The 21,255-nt window shown below is 65.3% G+C and carries 13 protein-coding genes; 5 read left to right on the forward strand and 8 right to left on the reverse strand.

The window, feature by feature from the left end; genetic code table 11:
- Positions 1–16: 16 nt before the first annotated feature.
- Together ACFFJ6_RS12760 and ACFFJ6_RS12765 are read left to right on the forward strand one after the other, a co-directional pair.
- Entirely contained in the window at positions 17–796 is a 780-nt protein-coding gene (locus ACFFJ6_RS12760; RefSeq protein ID WP_378388212.1) for an enoyl-CoA hydratase, read from the forward strand.
- A gap of 198 nt (positions 797–994) precedes the next feature.
- The gene (locus ACFFJ6_RS12765; protein ID WP_378389669.1) at positions 995–2,413 is read left to right on the forward strand and encodes a TolC family outer membrane protein; all 1,419 of its coding nucleotides are present in this window, start codon (positions 995–997) and stop codon (positions 2,411–2,413) included.
- Between the two features lie 160 nt (positions 2,414–2,573).
- Here ACFFJ6_RS12765 and ACFFJ6_RS12770 read toward each other — a convergent pair whose 3' ends face one another.
- The 8 genes from ACFFJ6_RS12770 to ACFFJ6_RS12805 all read right to left on the reverse strand — a co-directional run bounded on the left by ACFFJ6_RS12770 (position 2,574) and on the right by ACFFJ6_RS12805 (position 16,217).
- Complete coding sequence (locus ACFFJ6_RS12770) at positions 2,574–2,843, reverse strand: hypothetical protein (RefSeq protein WP_378388214.1); 270 nt, start codon at positions 2,841–2,843, stop codon at positions 2,574–2,576.
- Between the two features lie 220 nt (positions 2,844–3,063).
- The gene (locus tag ACFFJ6_RS12775) at positions 3,064–6,186 is read right to left on the reverse strand and encodes an efflux RND transporter permease subunit (RefSeq protein ID WP_378388216.1); all 3,123 of its coding nucleotides are present in this window, start codon (positions 6,184–6,186) and stop codon (positions 3,064–3,066) included.
- Between the two features lie 189 nt (positions 6,187–6,375).
- Positions 6,376–7,617, reverse strand: coding sequence for an efflux RND transporter periplasmic adaptor subunit (locus tag ACFFJ6_RS12780; RefSeq protein WP_378388218.1), 1,242 nt, complete (start codon positions 7,615–7,617; stop codon positions 6,376–6,378).
- Positions 7,618–7,936: 319 nt separating this feature from the next.
- Positions 7,937–9,334 carry a CoA transferase gene (locus ACFFJ6_RS12785; RefSeq protein WP_378388220.1) on the reverse strand — a complete coding sequence of 466 codons (1,398 nt, stop codon included), beginning with the start codon at positions 9,332–9,334 and terminating at the stop codon, positions 7,937–7,939.
- Between the two features lie 254 nt (positions 9,335–9,588).
- Positions 9,589–9,780 (reverse strand): hypothetical protein, encoded by a 192-nt coding sequence (locus ACFFJ6_RS12790; RefSeq protein ID WP_378388222.1) that lies wholly within the window; start codon positions 9,778–9,780, stop codon positions 9,589–9,591.
- A gap of 441 nt (positions 9,781–10,221) precedes the next feature.
- Positions 10,222–13,761 carry an error-prone DNA polymerase gene (locus ACFFJ6_RS12795; protein ID WP_378388224.1) on the reverse strand — a complete coding sequence of 1,180 codons (3,540 nt, stop codon included), beginning with the start codon at positions 13,759–13,761 and terminating at the stop codon, positions 10,222–10,224.
- A gap of 184 nt (positions 13,762–13,945) precedes the next feature.
- On the reverse strand, positions 13,946–15,544 hold the full coding sequence (locus tag ACFFJ6_RS12800) for a Y-family DNA polymerase (RefSeq protein WP_378388226.1): 1,599 nt from the start codon (positions 15,542–15,544) through the stop codon (positions 13,946–13,948).
- Entirely contained in the window at positions 15,432–16,217 is a 786-nt protein-coding gene (locus ACFFJ6_RS12805) for an ImuA family protein (protein WP_378388228.1), read from the reverse strand. Before ACFFJ6_RS12805 ends, ACFFJ6_RS12800 begins: the two co-directional genes overlap by 113 nt.
- A gap of 165 nt (positions 16,218–16,382) precedes the next feature.
- Between ACFFJ6_RS12805 and ACFFJ6_RS12810 the strand changes: the two genes are divergently transcribed.
- From ACFFJ6_RS12810 to ACFFJ6_RS12820, 3 genes are all read left to right on the forward strand, one after another.
- On the forward strand, positions 16,383–17,633 hold the full coding sequence (locus ACFFJ6_RS12810; RefSeq protein ID WP_378388230.1) for a putative DNA modification/repair radical SAM protein: 1,251 nt from the start codon (positions 16,383–16,385) through the stop codon (positions 17,631–17,633).
- A gap of 279 nt (positions 17,634–17,912) precedes the next feature.
- On the forward strand, positions 17,913–19,451 hold the full coding sequence (locus ACFFJ6_RS12815; RefSeq protein ID WP_378388233.1) for a UdgX family uracil-DNA binding protein: 1,539 nt from the start codon (positions 17,913–17,915) through the stop codon (positions 19,449–19,451).
- A 240-nt stretch (positions 19,452–19,691) separates the two neighbouring features.
- Positions 19,692–20,927, forward strand: a complete 1,236-nt coding sequence (locus ACFFJ6_RS12820; RefSeq protein ID WP_378388235.1) for an ABC transporter substrate-binding protein — start codon at positions 19,692–19,694, stop codon at positions 20,925–20,927.
- The last annotated feature ends 328 nt before the right edge of the window (positions 20,928–21,255 follow it).

Genomic DNA, 21,255 nt, shown 5'->3' on the forward strand with positions numbered 1-21,255 from the left:
TCAACGGGAATGCATCATGAGCAGTTTTGAATTCATCATCGTCGAGCGCCAGAACGCGGTCGGCATCATCAAGCTCAACCGTCCGAAGATGCTGAATGCGCTGTCGTTCGGCGTATTCGGCGAGATCGGCGCCGCGGTCGAGGACCTCGAGGCCGATGATGCGATCGGATGCATCCTGATCACCGGCAGCGAGAAAGCCTTCGCCGCCGGCGCCGACATCAAGGAGATGCAGCCGAAAGGCTTCATCGACATGTTCAACGAGGACTTCACCGCAATCGGCGGCGATCGGCTGGCGCGCTGCCGCAAGCCGACCATCGCGGCGGTTGCCGGCTATGCGCTCGGCGGCGGCTGCGAACTGGCGATGATGGCCGACTTCATCATCGCTGCGGAGACGGCGAAGTTCGGCCAGCCGGAAATTACCCTCGGCACGATTCCGGGGATTGGCGGGACGCAGCGACTCACGCGCGCAATCGGCAAGGCCAAGGCGATGGATCTGTGCCTCACCGGACGGATGATGGACGCGCAGGAAGCCGAGCGCGCCGGCCTCGTCAGCCGCATCGTGCCGGCGGACAAGCTGATGGAAGAAGCACTCGCCGCCGCCGAGAAAATCGCCTCGATGTCGCGGCCCGCCGCGGCGATGGCGAAGAACGCGGTCAACCGTGCGCTGGAGAGCACGCTGGCCGAAGGTCTTGCGGTCGAGCGCGACCTCTTCCACGCGACCTTCGCGCTGGAAGATCGGTCCGAAGGCATGGCGGCCTTCATCGAGAAGCGTAAGCCGAACATCAAGAACCGCTGACGAGAAGATGACAGATGCGGCGACCGCCCGGCGGTCGCTGCATTCTGCTGCGCGCTCGATCGTCGCAGCGTTGCCAAGGCACCACAGTGCTCACAGCAAACATCCACAGGTCCCGCGGACGGTTTGCCTCTCGCGGCACCGCGTTCTAAACATGCTAGGCATCGGCGGGGGCGGATGTTGCAGAACGCAGCGGGACGGATGAACAAGAACGCCCATATCAGCGGTGTTGAAGGCTGCCTGCGCGTGGCGCGGCGAAGCCTTTGCGCCGCGACAGCCGTCGCCTTGCTGCTGATCACTCCGGCATCTGCCGAAAGCCTCACCGAGGCGCTGGCAAAAGCCTATCAGACCAATCCGCAGTTGAATGCGGAGCGTGCCCGGCAGCGGGCCACCGACGAGAACGTACCGTCGGCGCTCTCAGGCTACCGGCCGCAGATCATCGCCAGCCTTGGCGCCGGCATGCAGTCGGTTCGCAATCTGCTGCCGGACAACACCATCCAGACCGCAACGCTCAAGCCCTGGACGATCGGCGTCACTGTGACGCAAACGCTGTTCAACGGCTTTCGCAACGCCAACAGCGTACGGGTCGCCGAGTTGCAGGTGAAATCCGGTCGCGAGGCGCTGCGCAATGTCGGTCAGGGTGTGCTGCTCGATGCAGTCACCGCCTACACGAACGTGCTGGCCAATCAGGCGCTGGTCGCAGCGCAGAAGGCCAACGTCGACTTTCTCAGCCAGACGCTGGACATCACCAACAAGCGGCTGAATGCCGGCGACGTGACGCCGACCGACACCGCACAAGCCGAGGCCCGCCTCAGCCGCGGGCGTTCGGATCTGAACGCCGCCGAGGTCAATCTCGCGATCAGCGAGGCCACCTACGCGCAGGTCGTCGGCAATTCTCCCTCCCGACTCGGGCCCGCCTCGCCGGTCGACCGGCTGCTGCCGCGCAGCCGCGAAGACGCGATGTCGCTGGCGATGCAGGGCAATCCGGCCGTTCTGGCGGCCGGCTACGATGTCGATGTCGCCACCACGACCATCAAGGTGGCGGAAGGCGCGCTGCTGCCGACCGTCACCGTGCAGGGCAGCGCCAGCCGCAGCCGGCAGTCCGACTCCACGCTCGGCACCAACGGGACCGATCAAGCTTCGATCGTGGGCCAGATCAATGCGCCGATCTATGACGGCGGCCTCGCCGCCGCGCAGACCCGGCAGTCGAAAGAACTCGCTGCGCAGAGCCGGCTGGTGCTGGACCAGGTGCGCAATCAGTCCCGGACCGCCGCGATCGCCGCCTGGGTCAGCAACGAGGGAGCCAAGATCGCAGTTGGCGCCTCCGAGGCCGAAGTGCGCGCTGCCGAGATAGCGCTGAAAGGCGTCAGCCGCGAAGCCCAAGGCGGTCAGCGCACCACCGTGGACGTGCTCAACTCGCAGCAGGACCTGATCCTGGCGCGCGCACGCCTGATCGGCGCGCAGCGCGATCGGGTGATCGCCTCCTACACCCTGCTCAGTGCGATCGGCCGCCTCGACGTCCAGACCCTCGGCCTCAACACGCCCGACTACCTGCCTGAAGTTCACTACCATCAGGTGCGCGACGCTTGGCACGGCCTGCGGACGCCGTCCGGACAATAAGCCGGCACGTGCCGCACGTCTGCTGTCGGCAGCCTCGCAGCAATCGCCACTCGTGGCTGCTAATTCGCCCGCGCCCCATGGCCGAATCCGCGATCGCAAACATGCGTCGGGTTGACGAGATCGCGACAAGTAGCAGAAAAATCAGCACGCCTTTGACGAATCAGCACGCCTTGGCGTGATCGCCGGAGGGCACGGTGGTCGGCAGCCCAAACGACTCGGCCTGCCCCTGCGGATTGCCCACGGCGTAGCCCCCGCCCTGCTCCGGCGGAAATGCCGGTCCATGCGTCACGGTGATCGCCTCGACCCGGTCACCCAAGGCCCGGCCAGTCTCGGCGCAGATGAAATGCTGTTGCGAGCAGGCCAGACAAAACACGGGCTCGTAGGTCAGCCGATCTCCGCCCGCCTCGTCGGCGAGCCAGGTCTGAGTCATCAGACCGCTTTGCGGACATCGATATACCAGGAGCCTAGCCATGATTGCATGCTGACATGGCCTACACGCATGCCGCTTGACGCAGGTCAATCGAGGCCTGCGAATATTTGACGCGACAGGCGCATGCCGCACCGCGACAGAGCATTTCCTGCTGTTTCGCAGGCATTTCTTGAAATGTGCTTGTTGCGAATCCTCGCAGAACTACGCGCAGCCTAAGTAATCATCCGAGGCGGCGGCGCGAGAAATACGAGATCAGGACCGGCAGCGTGATTAGAATCACCCCAGGGGCAAGCATCATGCCGGTGACGACGACGATCGCCAGCGGCTTCTGAACCTGCGAGCCGATGCCGTGCGACACGGCCGCCGGCAACAGGCCGACGCCGGCAATCACGCAGGTCATCAGCACCGGACGCAATTGCAGCTCGCCGGTTCGCACCACCGCCTTGATGCGATCGAGACCCTGGTCGATGAGCTGATTGTACTGTGACAAAATGATGATGCCGTCCATCACGGCGATGCCGAACAGCGCGATGAAGCCGATTGCCGCCGACACGCTAAACGGAATGCCGCTGACCAGCAGCCCCATCACACCGCCGAAGATCGCCATCGGGATCACGCTCATCGCCAGCAACGTGTCGACGAACGATCCGAAGTTGAAGAACAGCAGTACGCCGATCAGAAGGAGGCTGATCGGCACCACGATCGACAGACGCTTGATCGCGTCCTGCAGGTTGCCGAATTCGCCGACCCATTCGACTCGTGAGCCGGGTGGCAGTTGTATCTGCTCGGCGACCTTCTGCTGCGCCTCCTGAATGGCGCTGCCGAGGTCGCGCTCGCGCACCGAGAACTTGATCGGCAGATAGCGCTCCTGCTGCTCGCGATAGATATAGGCGGCGCCCGAGACGAGTTGGATCGATGCCACTTCGCTCAGCGGAATCTGGGTAATGCCGTTCGGCCCCTGCACGCCGATCCGCAGATTGTGGATCGCCTCGGCGCTCTTGCGATACTCCGGCGCGAGCCGGATGATGATCGGGAAATGCCGGTCGCTGCCGGGCTCGTAAAGATCGCCCGCGCTGTCGCCGCCGATCGCGACCCGGATGGTCGCATTGATGTCACCGGGCGCCAGCCCGTAACGCGCCGCGCGAGCGCGGTCGACGTCTATCTGGATCGTCGGCTGTCCCAGCGAGGTGAACACCGCGAGGTCGGTGACACCCTGCACCGTCGCAAGCACGGCCTTGATCTTGTTCGCCGTATCGGTGAGCGCCTGCAGGTCATTGCCGTACAGCTTGATCGAGTTCTCACCCTTCACGCCGGACACCGCTTCGGACACGTTGTCCTGCAGATATTGCGAGAAGTTGAACTCGACGCCGGGGAATTTGTCCTGCAACTGTTTCAGCATCCGCGCGGTGAGTTCGTCCTTGTCCTTGACGCCGGGCCATTGCGACACCGGCTTCAGCGGCGCGAAGAACTCGGCATTGAACAGACCGGCCGCGTCGGTGCCGTCGTCAGGCCGGCCGTGTTGCGACACCACCGACTCGACCTCGGGAAAGCTCTGGATGAGCCGCCGCATCTGATTGACGTAGGTGTTGCCCTCGGCGAGCGAGATGGTCGGCGGAAGCGTCGCGCGCACCCAGAGATTGCCTTCTTCGAGCTTGGGCAGGAATTCGAGGCCGAGGAAGCGCGATGCCACCACGGTCATCAGCACCAGCCCGACGGCGCCGGCCATCACCAGCCGCCGATTGGCGACCGCCCAGCCGAGCAGTGGCATGTACAGCCGATGCAGCCAGCGCATCAGGAACGTCTCGGTTTCCTTGACGTGCGACGGCAGGATGATCGCCGAGAGCGCCGGCGTCACCGTGAAGGTGGCGAGCAGGCCGCCCGCGAGCGCGTAGGCATAGGTCCGCGCCATCGGCCCGAAGATGTTGCCTTCGACGCCGGACAGCGTGAACAGCGGCAGGAACGCCGCGATGATGATCGCTGCCGCAAAGAAGATCGAGCGCGAGACGTCGGCGGCGGCCGACAGGATCGCATGGCTCTTCATGTCCATGATGGTTTCGGACGAGATGTGGCTGCGCTCTTCGTCCGACAAGGGCGTGCTGTGCGACAGCCGTCTGAAGATCGCCTCGACCATGATCACGGTGGCGTCGACGATCAGGCCGAAATCGATCGCGCCGACCGACAGCAGATTCGCGGATTCACCGCGCAGCACCAGGATGATCACCGCGAAGAACAACGCGAACGGAATGGTGGCGCCGACGATCAGCGCGCTTCGCAAATTGCCGAGGAACACCCACTGCAGGAACACGATCAGCAGGATGCCGACCACCATGTTGTGCAGCACGGTGTGGGTGGTGGTGTCGATCAGATCCTTGCGGTCGTAAATCCGCTCGATCCGCACGCCCGGAGGCAGCACGCCAGAGGCGTTGATCGCGTTCACCGTCTGCTCGACCCGCGCGATGGTCGGCGAGCTCTTCTCGCCGCGCCGCATCAGCACGATGCCCTGGACAATGTCGTCGTCATTGTTCATGCCGGCGATGCCGAGCCGGGGCTTTTCGCCGACGCTGACATTGGCGATGTCCTTGACGAGGACGGGGTTGCCGTTGCTCGAGGTCACCATGGTGTTGGCGAGATCGTCGATCGACCGGATAAGCCCAACGCCGCGGACCACCGCCGACTGGGTGCCGATATCGACGGTGTTGCCGCCGACATTGATATTCGAGTTGGAAACCGCCTGCAGTACCTGCGGCAAGGTCAAGCCATTGGCGACCAGCTTGTTGAAGTCGACCTGGACCTCATAGGTTTTGGTCTTTCCGCCCCAGCCGGTGACGTCGATGACGCCCGGCACCGCACGGAAGCGGCGCTGCAGCACCCAATCCTGCAAAGTCTTCAGATCGAGCACGCTGTAGCCGGGCGGGCCGACCAGCCGATAACGGAAGATTTCGCCGATCGGACTCAGCGGCGAGATGCCCGGCTGCGCATTGCCGGGCAGCGCGGGCAGTTGCGACAGCCGGTTGAGCACCTGCTGCAGCGCTTCGTCATAAGTGTAATCGAACGAGAACTGCAGTTTGACGTCGGACAGGCCGTACAGCGAAATCGTCCGGATCGTCTTCAGGTTCTTGATGCCCGCGACCTGGGTCTCGATCGGGATCGTGATGTAGCGCTCGATTTCTTCCGCCGAGAGCCCGGGGCTCTGGGTCACGATGTCGACCATCGGCGGGGTTGGATCCGGATAGGCCTCGATGTTGAGCTGCTTGAAAGCGATCGCGCCGCCGGCCAGCACCAGCAGAAACATCGCGACCATCAAAAAGCGTCGGTTGACGGCAAGGGCTACGAGGCGACCCATCCGGATCGAACCTTTCAGGCAGGCAGGCGGCGGGAACCGCGATCAGGCGTCCGGTGTTCTCTCCATCATCGTTCCGCACCGTCAAATGAACTTTGCGACAGGTTACGCGAGAGCGGCCTTTCGCGCGGGACGAGGAGGCAAGAGGGGAAGGCGAAGGAGGAGTGAAAGGGTGCCCTAGGTCAGAAAACCTCAGCCGGTGGCGGCGCGGTCGATGAACAGGCTGCCCTTGGTGACGATCTTCTCGCCGGGCTTCAGATTGCCGATCACTTCGACCAGATTGCCTGCGGTGAGACCGGGCTTGATGGTGCGCAGCTCGATCGAGCGATCGTCGCGGGCGACCCAGACGCGGACCTGATCGCCTTCGTAGATCAGCGCCGTGCGCGGCACGCCGACGGCAGGATGGTCGGACGCCGAGTAGATCGTGACATTGGCGAACATTTCCGGCTTCAGCGCACCGTCCGGATTGTCCAGCGTGGCGCGGACCATCAGCCGGCGGGTGTTCGGATCGATCGCCGCGGCGACGTAGTTGACGCGGGCCGTCAGATTACGGTTCGGGAGCGCCAGCACCTTGAAGCTGATGTCCTGGCCGATCTCGACCGCGGCGGCTTCGGATTCACGAACGAAGGCCGTGAGCCACACGGTGGACAAATCGCCGATCACGAACACCGGATCGCTTGCGCCGGCGTTGACATATTGCCCGGGGCCGATCTTGCGTTGCAGGACGGTGCCCGCGAGCGGCGCGTAGATCGTGGTTTCCGGATTGATCTTGCCCTTGTCCTGGAACGTCGTAATCGCCGCCTCGGTGAGACCGAGGATGCGCAGCCGATTGCGCGCGGCTTCGAGGGCCGTGGTCGCCGACTGCATATCGTTCTGCGCGCTGATCAGCGTAGTCTGGGCCTGCTGATAGTCCTTCAGCGGGATCGCTTTGCCTTCGAACAGATCGCGGGCCCGCTTGTCCTGCAGTTGCGCCAGTTCAAGCTGCGACTTCGCCTTGTTGAGCGCTGTCGAGGCGGCGATGAAATCGTTCTGCGCCTGGACCGTATCGGGCGCCTCGATGGTGAACAGCGGCTGGCCCTGTTCAACATGATCGCCGGGGCGCGCCAGCAGCTTCATCACCCGCCCCGCATAGGGCGAAAACACCGGCGTCGAGCGATCTTCATCGATCGCGATCTTGCCTTCGGTGATGTGTTCGGCCCGGAAGCTGAAATCGCTCACCGGCTCGATCGTCAGGCTGGCCCATTCGGACGGGCTCGGCGTGTAGCGATCGGCGCTGCGGCGGGACTGGCTGGAGATCTCCGAATGAACCTCCGGGGTCGTGAAGCTCTGCACCGCGACGGTGCCGATCACCGCCGCGCCCACAACTCCACAGCCGGCCACAATGAGCCATTTGCGCGGCACCGCTCGCAGACGTTCGGTAAATTCGTTCAGCATGGCCCAGCTCGAGATCCGGCTTGATCGCCGCGTTCGCCTCCCGGCGGCTCATAGTGCCGAATTCATGTGACACGCCAACTAAAAAGCGCGTCCAGCGTGAAATCGCATCACCATCGCAGCGCACCATCCCGGCAGATGGCCGCCCGGACGAATGTTCCTATCCAGCGGAACCTGAATGGTGGATTAACCGGCTCAAGATCCCGTTAACTTCTCGGTCGCGCCGATCAGTTTTTCAAGAGTGAGCAGCCCGCTCCGCTTGTCTCGTCTGATCGTCACAACCGGGCAGAGCGGGCTTCCGACGATCATCGAACGGGTGCGCTCAGCCCCGCACCGGCCACTGCGCCGGGTCCGAGCCGAGCGGCACGGCAGGACGCGCCCAGTGCGCCGGGGTCGCCGACAGTTCGGCCGCGTGCCGCACTGCCGTCAGCCTGCCGAAGCCGGAGGGCATATCCGCAAGAAACGGCGCCGCGTCTGCTGCGCTGATGTCCGGAGCCGAGAGGCCGTCGGCCAGCCGCCCCATCTCCCACAGCCATTGGCCGGTACGGGCGAGCGAGACCTGCACGTGCCAGCTTCCGCCCTCGCGGGCCTGGCGCGCCTTTGCGACCATTGCCCCGAATGCCATCAGGTAACCGGTGGCGTGATCGAGGATCTGCATCGGAAATTCCTTCGGTCCGCTGACGCCGGCCGCCTGCCCTTCGGCGTGATTGAATCCGGTTGCGCATTGCACCAATGAGTCGAAGCCGCGCCGTTCGGCCCACGGCCCGCTCCGGCCATAGGCGGACAACGACACGTAGACGAGCCCGGGATTGATCGCGGCGGCCTCCTCGGGCGAAAAGCCGAGCGCGGCAAGCGAACGCGGGCGATAGCCCTGACTGAAGATATCCGCCTCGGCGAGCAGCGCGCGAAGCGCTGCGTGGCCGGCTTGCGTGGTGAGGTCCGCATAGCTCGAAAGCTTGCCGCGACCGGTGTCGATCACCAGCCACGGGATCGACGGCAACTTCGGACTTGATACCAGCATGACGTCCGCGCCGTGCGCCGCCAGCGTGCGGCCGGCGACAGGGCCGGCGATGACGCGCGACAGATCAAGCACCCGCAGGCCGGCGAGCGGCCGATCGCCGGCCGGCCAAGGCTTCGGCGCCGCCTCGCCGATCCTGCTGATCTCGACGAGCGGCAGCGCGGCCAGCGCGGCCGCCTGGGGCAGCGCCTGCCATTCCTCGCGCGAGCGCATGAACGAGACGGCACCGCCGGCCGCATAGGCCGCGGTTTCGAACGCCTCGCCATCCCATTGCAGCAGGGCGGCCTGCACGGCCTCGCGCGTCGGCTCGCAGTTCAGCACGTTGCAGACCGCGTCGCGATGATGCGGGAAATTGGTGTGCAACCGGACGTAGCCGCCGCCCTTCACCTGATACACGCCGGCGATCGGATCCCACATCGGCGGCGGCGGCTCGCCATCGCGGCGCAAGTAACGTTCGGACCGGCATTCGATTGCGGCGTGACGGCTGTCGACCTTGATCGTCTGCGTCTGCCCGCTGCGCATCTCCCAGATCTGCGCAGCCGCTATCGCGCTCGCCGCGATCGACACCTGCGCGGCTGCATCGACCCGAAAGGACGAGGGCAATTGCGGCTCGTCGCCGGTCAGCGCGACGCGCTCCAGCGCGGCGGCATCGCCGCCGACGGAAATCCACAGATCAGCAAGCAGTTCGCGGGGAGATTGCATGGTGTTTCCTCGCCTTCCGGTCCGCCTCTGGACGGACCTCCGACTCACACCATCGTCATACGCGGACGTGACGCGCGTATCCATCCGAAGAGCAAGCGCGCGCCCGGCATGGCGCACATCCCAGCCAAGCCTTTTCAGCCCCTGGGCGCGCTGCACCCGAGTTGTGCAAAAGCCCCTCCCCAGGTGACGGTCGACGCCCACATCAGTCGCTCAGGCAGAATAAGGAAGAGCTGGGCCGGGCCGGACTCGTTCGCTTATCTTTTGTTGGCCCAGATCGGGCGAGGCCCGGTCCAGGCGGGAAGCGCGTCCCATTCCGAACGCCGCATGCGACGTTCTTCGTCGCCGACCCTGACGAAGACGAAGGGCGCATCGTCCTGGCCGGTCTTTGATCCGACGAAAATGGCAGGAGCACCGTAAGCGTCGCGAATGGCGGCTTTGTCTGTCACACCGTGTCTCCCGTTAAATTGAGCTCTATCGCTCCCGCGCCGATCGCGGATCCGGCGCGTCAGCGCGGCACGACGCCGGCGATAACGATCAGCACGACGATGAAGACCGGCACCAGGACCGGCGGAACCATCCATTCGCGGATATCAAATTTGCGGGAGTCGGGCATGTCACCGCCTCTTCGGTTAAGGCGGGAGCGCAATGCTCTCAGTCACCGATAACAGCCAGCGAGCACGCGGTGATGGTCGTTGTGTAACAGGTGAGTGGACCGATAGCGAGACGTATCTCGCTCTCGATCAAGAAGGTGATCGGAACGACAAGCCTCTCGGCTGTCAGACAGCAGACTCGATTGACCAGCGCGAGGGATTCCGTCTTTGCCGAGCGCTCCAAAGTGCCTGCCACGGAGCCATTTTCCGCTGCGGGTCGTGACCGCGAGTGATCCGTCAATGAAAATCCCGCGACGGCGGCAGGATGCGGACGTCGCGGGGATGGCGGTGGCGCTGGGCGGGAGTGTCGGGCGTGTCGCGGCGGTCGCCGTTGAGGGCCTCGTAGTTGCCTTTCTCTGAAGTGAGCGGCTCGTACAAATCGGCGCCGTCTGGCAGCGCCGGGCGGACCAGGCCGTCCGCCAGCCGGCCCATGTCGTGACTGCGATCGATCAGCCGCTCGGCGACGAGATGCACGAGGCCTTCCGGGCTCGCCTGGACCTTGCCTTCGACCAGCACCAGCCGCGCGCCCATCACTTCCTTGCGATATTTCTCCATCACCGCCGGCCACACCACGATGTTGGCGATGCCGGTCTCGTCCTCGATGGTCATGAAGATCACGCCATTGGCGCTGCCCGGCCGCTGCCGCACCAGCACGACGCCGGCGCAGCGCACGCTGCGGCCGTTACGCCGTGAGTCAGAGACGTCGCGGCACGTCACCACGCGCTCGGCCGCGAACAGCGCGCGCAGAAATTCCATCGGGTGGCCCTTGAGCGATAGCCGCACCGTCTGATAATCGGCGACGACGTGCTCGGCCATCGGCATCGCCGGGAGCGGCGCGGCACGCTCGTCCTCCTGCTCGCGCGCGCTGGCAGCTTCGAACAGCGGCAGCGGCACATCGTCGGGTAACCGCCGTACCGCCCACAGCGCGGCGCGGCGGTCGAGCCCGAGCGAGCGGAACGCATCGGCGTCAGCTAACAAGATGAGCGCACGCTTCGGCAGCGCGGTGATGCGGGAGAACTGTTCGAGCGACGTGAACGCCCCCCTCGCCCGCGCCGCGACGATGCGCTCCGCCCAATCGTCGCTTGGCGCCTCGCCGGCTTCGCGCCGCACCCGCTCCTCGTCCGGATCGGCCCAACGGAAGCCGTCAATCATGCGGAAGCCGAGCCGCACCGCGTGATACTTGCCGCAGCGCTCCTCCAGCGTGCATTGCCCCTCGCTGAACGACACATCGACCGGCTGCACCTCGACCTTGTTGGCCCGCGCATCGCCGACGATCTGCGCCGGCGCGTAGAACCCCATCGGCTGCGAATTGAGCAATGCGCAGCAGAAGGCGTCGGGGTGTTCACATTTCATCCACGCCGAGACGTAGACCAGCTTGGCAAAACTTGCGGCATGGCTCTCGGGAAATCCATAAGTGCCGAACCCCTTGATCTGATTGAAGCAGTTTTCCGCGAATTGCTGCGGATAGCCGCGCGCCACCAGATTACCGATCATCTTTCTCTCGAATTTTCCGATCGTGCCGACATTGCGAAACGTCGCCATCGCGCGGCGCAGCTGATTGGCCTCGTCCGGGGTGAAGTGCGCGGCCTCGATCGCGATCCGCATCGCCTGTTCCTGAAACAGCGGCACGCCGAGCGTCTGGCCGAGAATGTCCTTGAGCTCGTTCTTGTCCCCGGCCTCTCCGGATGGCGAGGGGTACACCACCGGCTCCTGGCCGTTCCGCCGCCGCAAATACGGATGCACCATGTCGCCCTGGATCGGGCCAGGCCGCACGATCGCGACTTCGATGACGAGGTCGTAGAAGCAGCGCGGCTTCAGCCGCGGAAGCATGTTCATCTGCGCCCGACTCTCGACCTGGAACACGCCGATCGACTCGCCGCGCTGGAGCATCTTATAGACGGCGTTGTCGTCCTCCGACTTGATGTCGGAGAGCTGAAACCGTACGCCCTTGTGCTGCGCGATCAGGTCGAACCCTTTGCGAAGGCAGGTCAGCATGCCGAGCGCCAGCACGTCGACCTTCATCATCTGCACCGCATCGATGTCGTCCTTGTCCCATTCAATGAAGGTGCGGTCGGCCATCGCCGCGTTGCCGATCGGCACGTAGCTGTCGAGCCGATCCTGGGTCAGCACATAGCCGCCGACATGCTGCGACAGATGCCGCGGAAATCCGATCAACTCGGTGGCGAGTTCGACCGCACGACCGATCATCGTGTTCTGCGGATCGAGCCCGGCCTGCCTCACCTGCATCTCGTTCAGCCCCGTGCCCCAGCTGCCCCACACCGTATCGGCGAGCGCCGCCGTGACGTCTTCGCTCAGCCCCAACGCTTTGCCGACGTCGCGGATCGCCGAGCGCGGCCGATAATGGATCACGGTGGCCACGATCGCTGCGCGATGGCGGCCGTAGCGGTGATAGACATATTGCATCACCTCCTCGCGGCGCGAATGCTCGAAATCCACATCGATGTCCGGCGGCTCGTCGCGCTCCTCGGAGACGAAGCGCTCGAACAGCAAGTTGATCTCGGTCGGATCGACGCAAGTAATGCCGAGCACGTAGCACACCGCGGAGTTCGCGGCCGAACCCCGGCCCTGACACAGGATGTCCTGCGACCGCGCATAGCGGACGATGTCGTGCACGGTGAGGAAGTAGTGCGCATAGCCGCGATGCGCGATGATCGCCAGCTCCTTGTCGATCGTTGCGCGCAGCTTTTCGCTGATGCCTCGCGGGAAATATTCGACGATGCCCTGCTCGGTCAGATCCTGCAGATGTTGCTGCGCCGTTTTGCCGGGCGGCACGGGTTCGTCGGGATAATGATATTTCAGCTCGTTCAGCGTAAACGTAATGCGATCGGCGAAGCGCAGCGTCTCGGCGATAGCATCGGGATCATGGAGGAACAGCCGCGCCATTTCGGCGGCGGGCTTGAGATGGCGTTCGGCATTGCCTTCCAGCCGGCGCCCCACCTTGCCGATCGTGGTCTTCTCGCGCACGCAGGTGAGCACATCCTGCAGCGGACGCCGCGCCGGATGGTGATACAGGACATCGTTGGTGGCGATACACGGCACCTTGGCGGACGCCGCTATCCGCCGCAGCCGATCCAGCCGCCGCTTGTCGTCGCCGTGATAATAAGGCGCGAGGCCGAGCCAGATATTTCCGGTGTTGAGCGCGGTGAGACGCGTGAGCGCGGATGCGATGGTCTTGGTCTGGAAGCGATAGGACGGCATCACGACCAGCAGTATTTTCGAGCTATCAACCGTGACCTTTCCACCGTCATGCCCGGGCTTGACCCGGGCGTCCACGGACGCCAGCACGGCCTTGCTCGGAGCCGTGGATGGCAGGGTCAAGCCCGGCCATGACGACGTGGGGAGGTGGTGGATAGTAGCTGAAGGCCGATCGCTAGGTGGCGCAGGCTCGTGGACGAACTCTTCCAGGTCTCCAAACGTCAGATGGCACTCGCCCTTCTCGGCGCGCAGCTTGCCGGTGCTGAGCAGGCGGCAGAGCCGGCCGTAGGCGGCGCGGTCGGTCGGATAGGCGAGCAGATCCGGCGTTCCGTCGATGAAGCACAGCCGGGTGCCGATCAGCAGTTTGGGTTTGTGGATCAGCTCCTTATTGTCGAGTTCGCTGTAGGCGCGCACCACGCCGGCCAGCGTATTGCGGTCGGCGATGCCGATCGCATCGAGTTCGAGCTCGCCGGCCTGACGGACATACTCCTGCGGATGCGAACCGCCTTCCAGGAACGAGAAGTTGGTGGTAACGCCGATCTCGGCGTAGCGCGCGCTCATGGGCGTCTCGGTTTAGTAATTCGTAATTTAGTCCGTCATTGCGAGGAGCACCCGGATCGGCGCTTCGCGCCGTCCGAGCACGGGCTCCGCGACGAAGCAATCCAGTTCAGTGCACGACGCTATGGATTGCTTCGCTTCGCTCGCAATGACGGGGAGAGGTCATGGCCTAGAGCTTAACTCCACCTCACGCGAACAGCCCGTGCATGTACCAACGCGGCTGGCCGGTGCCGTCGGACTGCGGCATCACCTCGATCGCATAGAGGCCGTCGCGATACAGCCAGAACCGCGCGCCTTCCTCGTCCTCGATGCGGAAGTAATCGCGGGTCAGGCCGGGCTCGGCGGCGCGCCACCATTCGGCGGCGATCCGCTCCGGGCCTTCGGCGCGGGTGACGCGGTGGGTGACGCGGCGCCAGATGAACTGCGCCGGTGGGCCGTCCGGCACGCCGGCCAGCACCTCGATCGGCTCGGGCTGTTGCAGCAGCCGCAGCGGGCGCAGCGGCGGCTCGTCGGCGCGCGCCGGCCATGGCGCATCGTTACTATCCGGCGGGCAATGCTGCACCGGCACGGCGAGCGCCACGCGCTCGGGAATATGCGTGTCCTGCGGCAGATAGCGGACGACGCGCCGTGCCCCGAGCCGCGCCGCCAGCGTATCTGCAAGCAGGGCCACGTCTTCGGCCTGATGCGCGGTGGTGTCGAAACCGCGCTGCGCCTCGGTGGTGGGTACGCTGACGCTGGCGGCGAGCCGGATCAGATCGTAGCCGAAGCCGGGATCGAGCGGATCGGCCAGCGCGTCGAGCTTTTCGGCAAACAGTCGCTGCACCACCTCGACCCGCGTCACCGGCTGGCCGGTCTCGACGCTGATGCTGCGCACCGCGCCGTCGCTGCGGAAGAAGCTGGCGACGAGCTGCCGCGCGCCCTTACCGCTCCGCTCCATCGCGGCGATCAGCAGCTTCGCCAGCCCCAGCAGCGTCGGCAGAATGACGTCGGTGGTCGCGACCGGCTCGGGGAAGCGCTTGTCGATGACGTAGTCCGGTGCCGGCTTGCGCGGTGAGATCGGCGCGTCGTCGTCGCCGGCCGCCTGGCGCAGCACCGCGACGAACCCTTCGCCAAACCGCGCCGCGAGTTCGGAGGATTGCCGCGCCAGTACCTCGCCGATGGTCCTGAGCCCGGCGCGGCGCAGCCCGCGCACGGTCGCCTCATCGACGCCGAGCGCCGCCACCGGCAGCGGCGCCACCGCTTGCGCCTCCTCGCCCGGCGCCACGATAGTCCGCGGCGCGCCGCGGGTCAGCGCCCGCGCCGCCACCGCCGTGCCGGCGATCGCCGCACTGGTTGCGAAGCCCTGCCGCGTCAGCGACGCCGTCAGCATTGTCAGCAGCTTCGCCTCGTCGCCGAACAAATGCGCGCAGCCGGTGATATCGAGCAGCAGCCCATCGCTGCCATCGAGCGCCACCAGCGGCGTGAAGCGATCGCACCAGTCGGCGATCGCATGCAGCAGCAGCGCGTCGGCATGCGGATCGTGATCGATCACCTCAAGCGCCGGATGCATCGCCCGCACGGTGGCGAGCGGCATGCCGGGCAGCACGCCGCCCTGCGTCGCCCGCACGTCGCAAGCCACCACCACCAGCGCGTTGTCGCGCTTGGCGGCGACCACCCGTGGCGCGCGCGAGGCATCAACCTGCGAGCCGCTGCTCGGCGGAAGTAACTGACGTTCGAACCGATCGGTCGGCAACCTCGGCAGCCACAGGCCGAGAATGCGTCTGCGGTTCACGGAAGTGGCACGCATCACAATTCCATTCCATGATCCAATGGCCGGTCTGGCCGTGACGATTGCGGATGAGCGAGGTTTCGAGCACCGGAGCCCCCCAGTCTTCGCTCGGCGGCGAATGCGCCGCGCGCACCATCCAGCGCGTCTCCGCGGTCGAGGCCTGCGGCGCGGCGGCGATGCGCAGCATCAGCGCGGTGACGCCGCTGTCCTGCGCAGCCAGCGTCAGTTTTCGCGAGGCGACCTGATCGAACGCGCGGGTCTCGCCCCACAGTTCGGTGATCACCGCGCCAAGGCCATTACACGCCAGCGCATCGGCGGCCGCGCGCAGCGCGCTGTCGGCATCGTGCGCCCGCACCATCACCAGCCGGCGCGGATCGAGGCCGAGTTCGGCGAGGCCCTCCATCGCCAGCTCGCCGTTTTCGCGCGCGGAAAAGTCCTGACGGATCCACAGCAGGAAGCGCTGCTCAGCCAGCAGCCGCGCCACGCCCGCCGTGAAACCAGTCGCCGCCGCGCTGTGGTGACCGTCGCAAAACACCTCATGCAGCGCGCCCTGCACCAGCCCGCCCTGCAGCACGGCGTCGGCCTCGGCGTGGCCGAGCGGCACGCGGCGCAGCGTTTCGGTCGTCCCGCTTTCGAGCCGGTCGATTTCGCCCTTCAGGCGCGCAAGCATGCTGTGGCGCGCGCCGTCCATGCGCCGCTCCTTTTTCCGTTGCCGTCACGAGATTCGATGAACCCGTTGCCGGCTCATTTGTTCATGATATGTTCTAATAAAGCCCTAGCGTGATGGGGAGTCAATCGGGATCGGCACGAGGTCCCGCGCCAAATTTTTTCCCGAGTTGAATCAAGGAGATTCCCAATGGACGTGCAGCGCAAGCTGGCCATCCTGGCAGATGCGGCCAAGTACGACGCCTCCTGCGCCTCGAGCGGCACGGAGAAACGCGACAGCCGTGACGGCCGTGGGCTGGGCTCGACCGCGCCCGGCATGGGCATCTGCCATTCCTACGCGCCGGACGGCCGCTGTATCTCACTGCTCAAGGTGCTGCTGACCAATGCCTGCAACTACGATTGCCTGTATTGCGTCAACCGCGCCTCGTCGAACGTGCCGCGCGCGCGCTTCACCGTCGACGAGGTGGTGCAGCTCACGCTCGATTTCTATCGCCGCAACTACATCGAGGGGCTGTTCCTGTCGTCAGGCATCATCCGCAGCGCCGACTACACGATGGAGCAGGTCGTCGAAGTCGCGCGGCGGCTGCGGGAGGAGCACCACTTCCGCGGCTATATCCATCTCAAGACCATCCCCGAGGCCGACGATGCGCTGATCGCCAAGGCCGGCCGCTACGCCGACCGGCTCAGCATCAACATCGAGGTGCCGGAGGAGAACAGCCTGGCCAAGCTGGCGCCGGAGAAGGACGTCCGCGCCATCCGCCGCACCATGGGGCGACTGCGGCTGCGGCTGGATGAAGCGACTGAAGCCAAGGCCGAGGCGCGCAAGCAGCCGAGCCGCGCCCGGCCGCCGCGCTTCGCGCCGGCCGGGCAAAGCACGCAGATGATCGTCGGCGCCGACGCCGCCACCGACCAGACCATTCTGGACACCAGTGCCAATCTCTACGGCTCGTACAATCTCAAGCGGGTGTACTACTCGGCGTTCAGCCCGATCCCAGATTCAAGCCGCGCGCTGCCGCTGGCGGCGCCGCCGCTGGTGCGCGAACATCGGCTGTATCAGGCCGACTGGCTGATGCGGTTCTACGGCTTCGATGCCGGCGAGATCATCGATCCGGCCGCAGGCATGCTGTCGCTGGAGATGGATCCCAAGCTCGCCTGGGCGCTGCGCCATCGCGATCGCTTCCCGCTCGACGTCAACCGCGCCAGCCGCGAGGAATTGCTGCGGGTGCCCGGCTTCGGCCGCAAGGCGGTCGACCGCATCATCGACACGCGTCGCTACAGCGCCATCCGCACCGCGGACCTTTCGAAACTCCACATCCCACGGAACAAGGCCCTGCCCTTCATCGTTCTCCCCGACCACCGCCCGCCGAGCTACCTGCTCGACGGCGCACGCTTGGCGGAGCGCTTCAAGCCGAAGGCGCAGCAACTGGGATTCGGGTTTTGAGGTTTAGCGTCATTGCGAGGAGGCGCAGCCGACGAAGCAATCCAGCGCCGTGCACTGGGCTGGATTGCTTCGCTTCGCTCGCAATGACGGGGATGGGTGATTAACTCCAAGCAAAGCCGTCATCCTGAGGTGCGAGCGCAGCGAGCCTCGAAGGATGAGCTACAAGCGCTTGGAGCCCATCCTTCGAGGCCGCCGCTTTGCGGCGGCACCTCAGGATGACGATGAACAAGTGGCAACGACGAAATAACAAGTCGCTCAGGGAGAGAAGCAATCACCGCCATGCACGCCATCCGCCTCGACAGCGACACCGATTTCGATGGTTGGCGCACGGCGGCGCGGGGGTTGGTGTTGGCGGATGTGGCGCCGGCGGATGTTACCTGGACGGTGGCGGGGGACGAGCCTGAGTTGTTCGATGCGCCGGGGCTGGCGCCGGGAGCAGCCGCTTCAGGAACCGGGGCGTTTGCGGAGGCGCCAGCGCCTTTCGATCAGTCAGCGCCGCCGACGCAGCCGGCATCGCCATCCTCTGACGCAACCGCCCCCTCTCCTACTCCGACCTTCAACGTCCCCGCCCGCTTCGTCGAGCTGGCCAAGACCGCCATCCTGCATCGCGATCCGCAACGCTTCGCCTATCTCTATCAATTGCTGTGGCGGCTGCGCGCCAATCCCGAGCTGATGTCGATCGCCACCGACCCTGACGTCGCGCGGCTGCAGGCGATGGCGAAAGCGGTGCGGCGAGACGAGCACAAGATGCACGCCTTCGTCCGCTTCAAGGAAATCGGCCGCGAGCCGAAGTCACGCTACGTGGCCTGGTTCGAGCCCGAGCACCACATCGTCGAACTCGCCGCGCCGTTCTTCGCGCGCCGCTTCGCCGATATGGCCTGGTCGATCCTGACGCCGGACGTCTGCGCGCATTGGGACGGCCACGCGATCGCAATCACGCCCGGCGTGGCAAAATCGATGGCACCGTCGGAGGATCGGCTGGAGGAAACCTGGCTGACTTACTACGCCAGCATCTTCAATCCGGCGCGACTGAAGACCAAAGCCATGCAGGCCGAGATGCCGAAGAAATATTGGCGCAACCTCCCCGAAGCCAAGCTGATCAAGCCGCTGATCGAGGACGCCGAGCGCAAGACCCACGCGATGGTCGCCGCCGAGGCGACCGCGCCGAAGAAGCCGCAGCGACAGGAACAGCCGATGACGACAGCCAAGCACAGCGGCGATACGCTGGAGGCGCTGCGCGACCAGGCGCGCGATTGCCGCGACTGCGACCTGTGGCAGCCGGCGACCCAGACCGTATTCGGCGAAGGCCCGCAGCACGCCACCGTGATGCTGGTCGGCGAGCAGCCCGGCGACAAGGAAGACCTCGCCGGCAAGCCGTTCGTCGGCCCCGCCGGGCAGATGCTCGACCGCGCGCTGGCCGAGGCCGGGGTCGACCGCAGCAAGACTTACGTCACCAATGCGGTGAAGCATTTCAAATTCGTGCCGCGCGGCAAGATCCGGCTGCACCAGAAGCCGAACACGCCCGAGATCAAGGCGTGCCGGCAATGGTACGAGCGCGAACTCACCGTCATCAAGCCGTTGCTGGTGGTGGCGATGGGCGCAACCGCGGCGCAGAGCGTGCTCGGCAAGGTCACGCCGATCAATGCCAACCGCGGCCATCTGATCGAGCGCGACGAGGGTCCCCAGGTGCTGGTCACCGTCCACCCGTCCTACCTGCTCCGGCTGCCCGATGCCGACGCCAAGGAACGCGAATACGCCCGCTTCGTGGACGACCTCAAAATCGTCGCGGCGCATTTGAAAAAAGCTCATGCGGCTTGATGCAGTTCCGCAGCCGCCGCTGGTCCGTCGAACAGAAGCCACTAGGCCCCCCTGACAAACGCGACAATTCCGCGCAGGCGGCGCGATGGCTTTTGATTCAACCGAAACCCAACGACTTTCAGTAACCGTCGCGATCGCAACGGGTTGAGCGGAGCCGCCGAACCGGCTAACCCTGCGGCGCACTGCTGCACTGCAGAGCAGCGCCTGCAGCAAGACCAACAACAACCTGCGAGGAACTTGATGTCCGCTCTCTCCCGCACGATCGCCACCCTGGCGACCGCCGCTCTGCTGTCCGCCGCCGGCGGCCAGGCGATGGCGCAGAAGAAATACGGCCCCGGCGCCAGCGATACCGAAGTCAAGATCGGCAACATCGTGCCCTACAGCGGCCCCGCGTCCGCCTATGGCAGCGTCGGCCGGGCGCAGGACGCCTACTTCAAGATGATCAACGACAAGGGCGGCATCAACGGCCGCAAGATCGTCTACATCTCTTACGACGACGCCTACTCGCCGCCGAAGGCGGTCGAGCAGACCCGCAAGCTGGTCGAGAGCGACGAAGTCCTGTTCATGTTCTCGCCGCTCGGCACGCCGTCGAACACCGCGATCCAGAAATATCTCAACGCCAAGAAGGTGCCGCATCTGTTCCTGGCGTCGGGCGCCACCAAGTGGAACGATCCGAAGCGCTTCCCGTGGACGATGGGCTGGCTGCCGAGCTACCAGAGCGAAGGTCGCATCTACGCCAAGTACCTGATGAAGGAGAAGCCGGACGCCAAGATCGCCGTGCTGTACCAGGGCGACGATTTCGGCAAGGACTATCTCAAGGGCCTCAAGGACGGCCTCGGCGCCAAGGCCTCGCAGGTCGTGATCGAGGACAGCTACGAGCTGACCGAACCGACGGTCGACTCCCACATCGTCAAGATCAAGGCCGCCAATCCGGACGTGCTGGTGATCTTCGCCACGCCGAAATTCGCCGCGCAGACCATCAAGAAGGTCGCCGAGCTGGCGTGGAAGCCGATGATGATCGTGCCGAACGTCTCGGCCTCGACCGGCAGCGTGATGAAGCCCGCCGGCTTCGAAAACGCCCAGGGCATCATCTCGGCCTCCTATGCCAAGGACGCCACCGACAAGCAGTGGGAAAACGATCCGGGCATGAAGGCGTATTACGAGTTCATGGCGAAGTACGCGCCGGACGCCAGCCGCGCCGACAGCTCGTTCATGACCGGTTACAACATCGCCGAGACCGTCGCGGTGCTGATCAAGCAGTGCGGCGACGACCTCACCCGCGAGAACGTCATGAAGCAGGCGGCCAACCTGCAGGGCGTGCAGCTCGGCGGCCTGCTGCCGGGCGTCAAGCTCCAGACCTCGGCGACCGACTTCGCGCCGATCGAGCAGCTGCAGATGATGAAGTTCGAAGGCGAGAACTGGAAGCTGTTCGGCGACGTCATCGAAGGCGAAGTCGCCGCGCCGACCGGCGGCTAGTTGACCTACCCGGTCATTCCGGGGCGCGAGCGCAGCTCGCGAACCCGGAATCCCGAGGTTATCGCCGACTTTTCAACTTGATCATCGAGTCCTCCGCGGTCACCGCGGAGGACTTTTTCGTACTCGGCTTCCGCAACTCTCTTCCTTCCCTCGTGGCAGAAGGTGGCACGGACGCAGCCCGTGCCGGATGAGGGGGGCGCGCCAGCAGGTCGGACGCGTGCGTCAACAGCATCGCCCTTAGACCTCTCACCCCCGTCGCTGCGCAACGGCACCCTCTCCCACAAACGGAAAGGGTTGCAGCGGCGCCGTGCCTCACGCTCTTGCCGCC

The organism is Rhodopseudomonas telluris, assembly GCF_042432815.1.
Taxonomy (GTDB): domain Bacteria; phylum Pseudomonadota; class Alphaproteobacteria; order Rhizobiales; family Xanthobacteraceae; genus Rhodopseudomonas; species Rhodopseudomonas telluris.

Bases quoted from the DNA above. Each gene is read 5' to 3' on its own strand.
- ACFFJ6_RS12760 (WP_378388212.1), top strand. From the start codon at position 17: ATGAGCAGTTTTGAATTCATCATCGTCGAGCGCCAGAACGCGGTCGGC.
- ACFFJ6_RS12765 (WP_378389669.1), top strand. From the start codon at position 995: ATGAACAAGAACGCCCATATCAGCGGTGTTGAAGGCTGCCTGCGCGTG.
- ACFFJ6_RS12770 (WP_378388214.1), bottom strand. From the start codon at position 2,843: ATGACTCAGACCTGGCTCGCCGACGAGGCGGGCGGAGATCGGCTGACC.
- ACFFJ6_RS12775 (WP_378388216.1), bottom strand. From the start codon at position 6,186: ATGGGTCGCCTCGTAGCCCTTGCCGTCAACCGACGCTTTTTGATGGTC.
- ACFFJ6_RS12780 (WP_378388218.1), bottom strand. From the start codon at position 7,617: ATGCTGAACGAATTTACCGAACGTCTGCGAGCGGTGCCGCGCAAATGG.
- ACFFJ6_RS12785 (WP_378388220.1), bottom strand. From the start codon at position 9,334: ATGCAATCTCCCCGCGAACTGCTTGCTGATCTGTGGATTTCCGTCGGC.
- ACFFJ6_RS12795 (WP_378388224.1), bottom strand. From the start codon at position 13,761: ATGAGCGCGCGCTACGCCGAGATCGGCGTTACCACCAACTTCTCGTTC.
- ACFFJ6_RS12800 (WP_378388226.1), bottom strand. From the start codon at position 15,544: ATGCGTGCCACTTCCGTGAACCGCAGACGCATTCTCGGCCTGTGGCTG.
- ACFFJ6_RS12805 (WP_378388228.1), bottom strand. From the start codon at position 16,217: ATGGACGGCGCGCGCCACAGCATGCTTGCGCGCCTGAAGGGCGAAATC.
- ACFFJ6_RS12810 (WP_378388230.1), top strand. From the start codon at position 16,383: ATGGACGTGCAGCGCAAGCTGGCCATCCTGGCAGATGCGGCCAAGTAC.
- ACFFJ6_RS12815 (WP_378388233.1), top strand. From the start codon at position 17,913: ATGCACGCCATCCGCCTCGACAGCGACACCGATTTCGATGGTTGGCGC.
- ACFFJ6_RS12820 (WP_378388235.1), top strand. From the start codon at position 19,692: ATGTCCGCTCTCTCCCGCACGATCGCCACCCTGGCGACCGCCGCTCTG.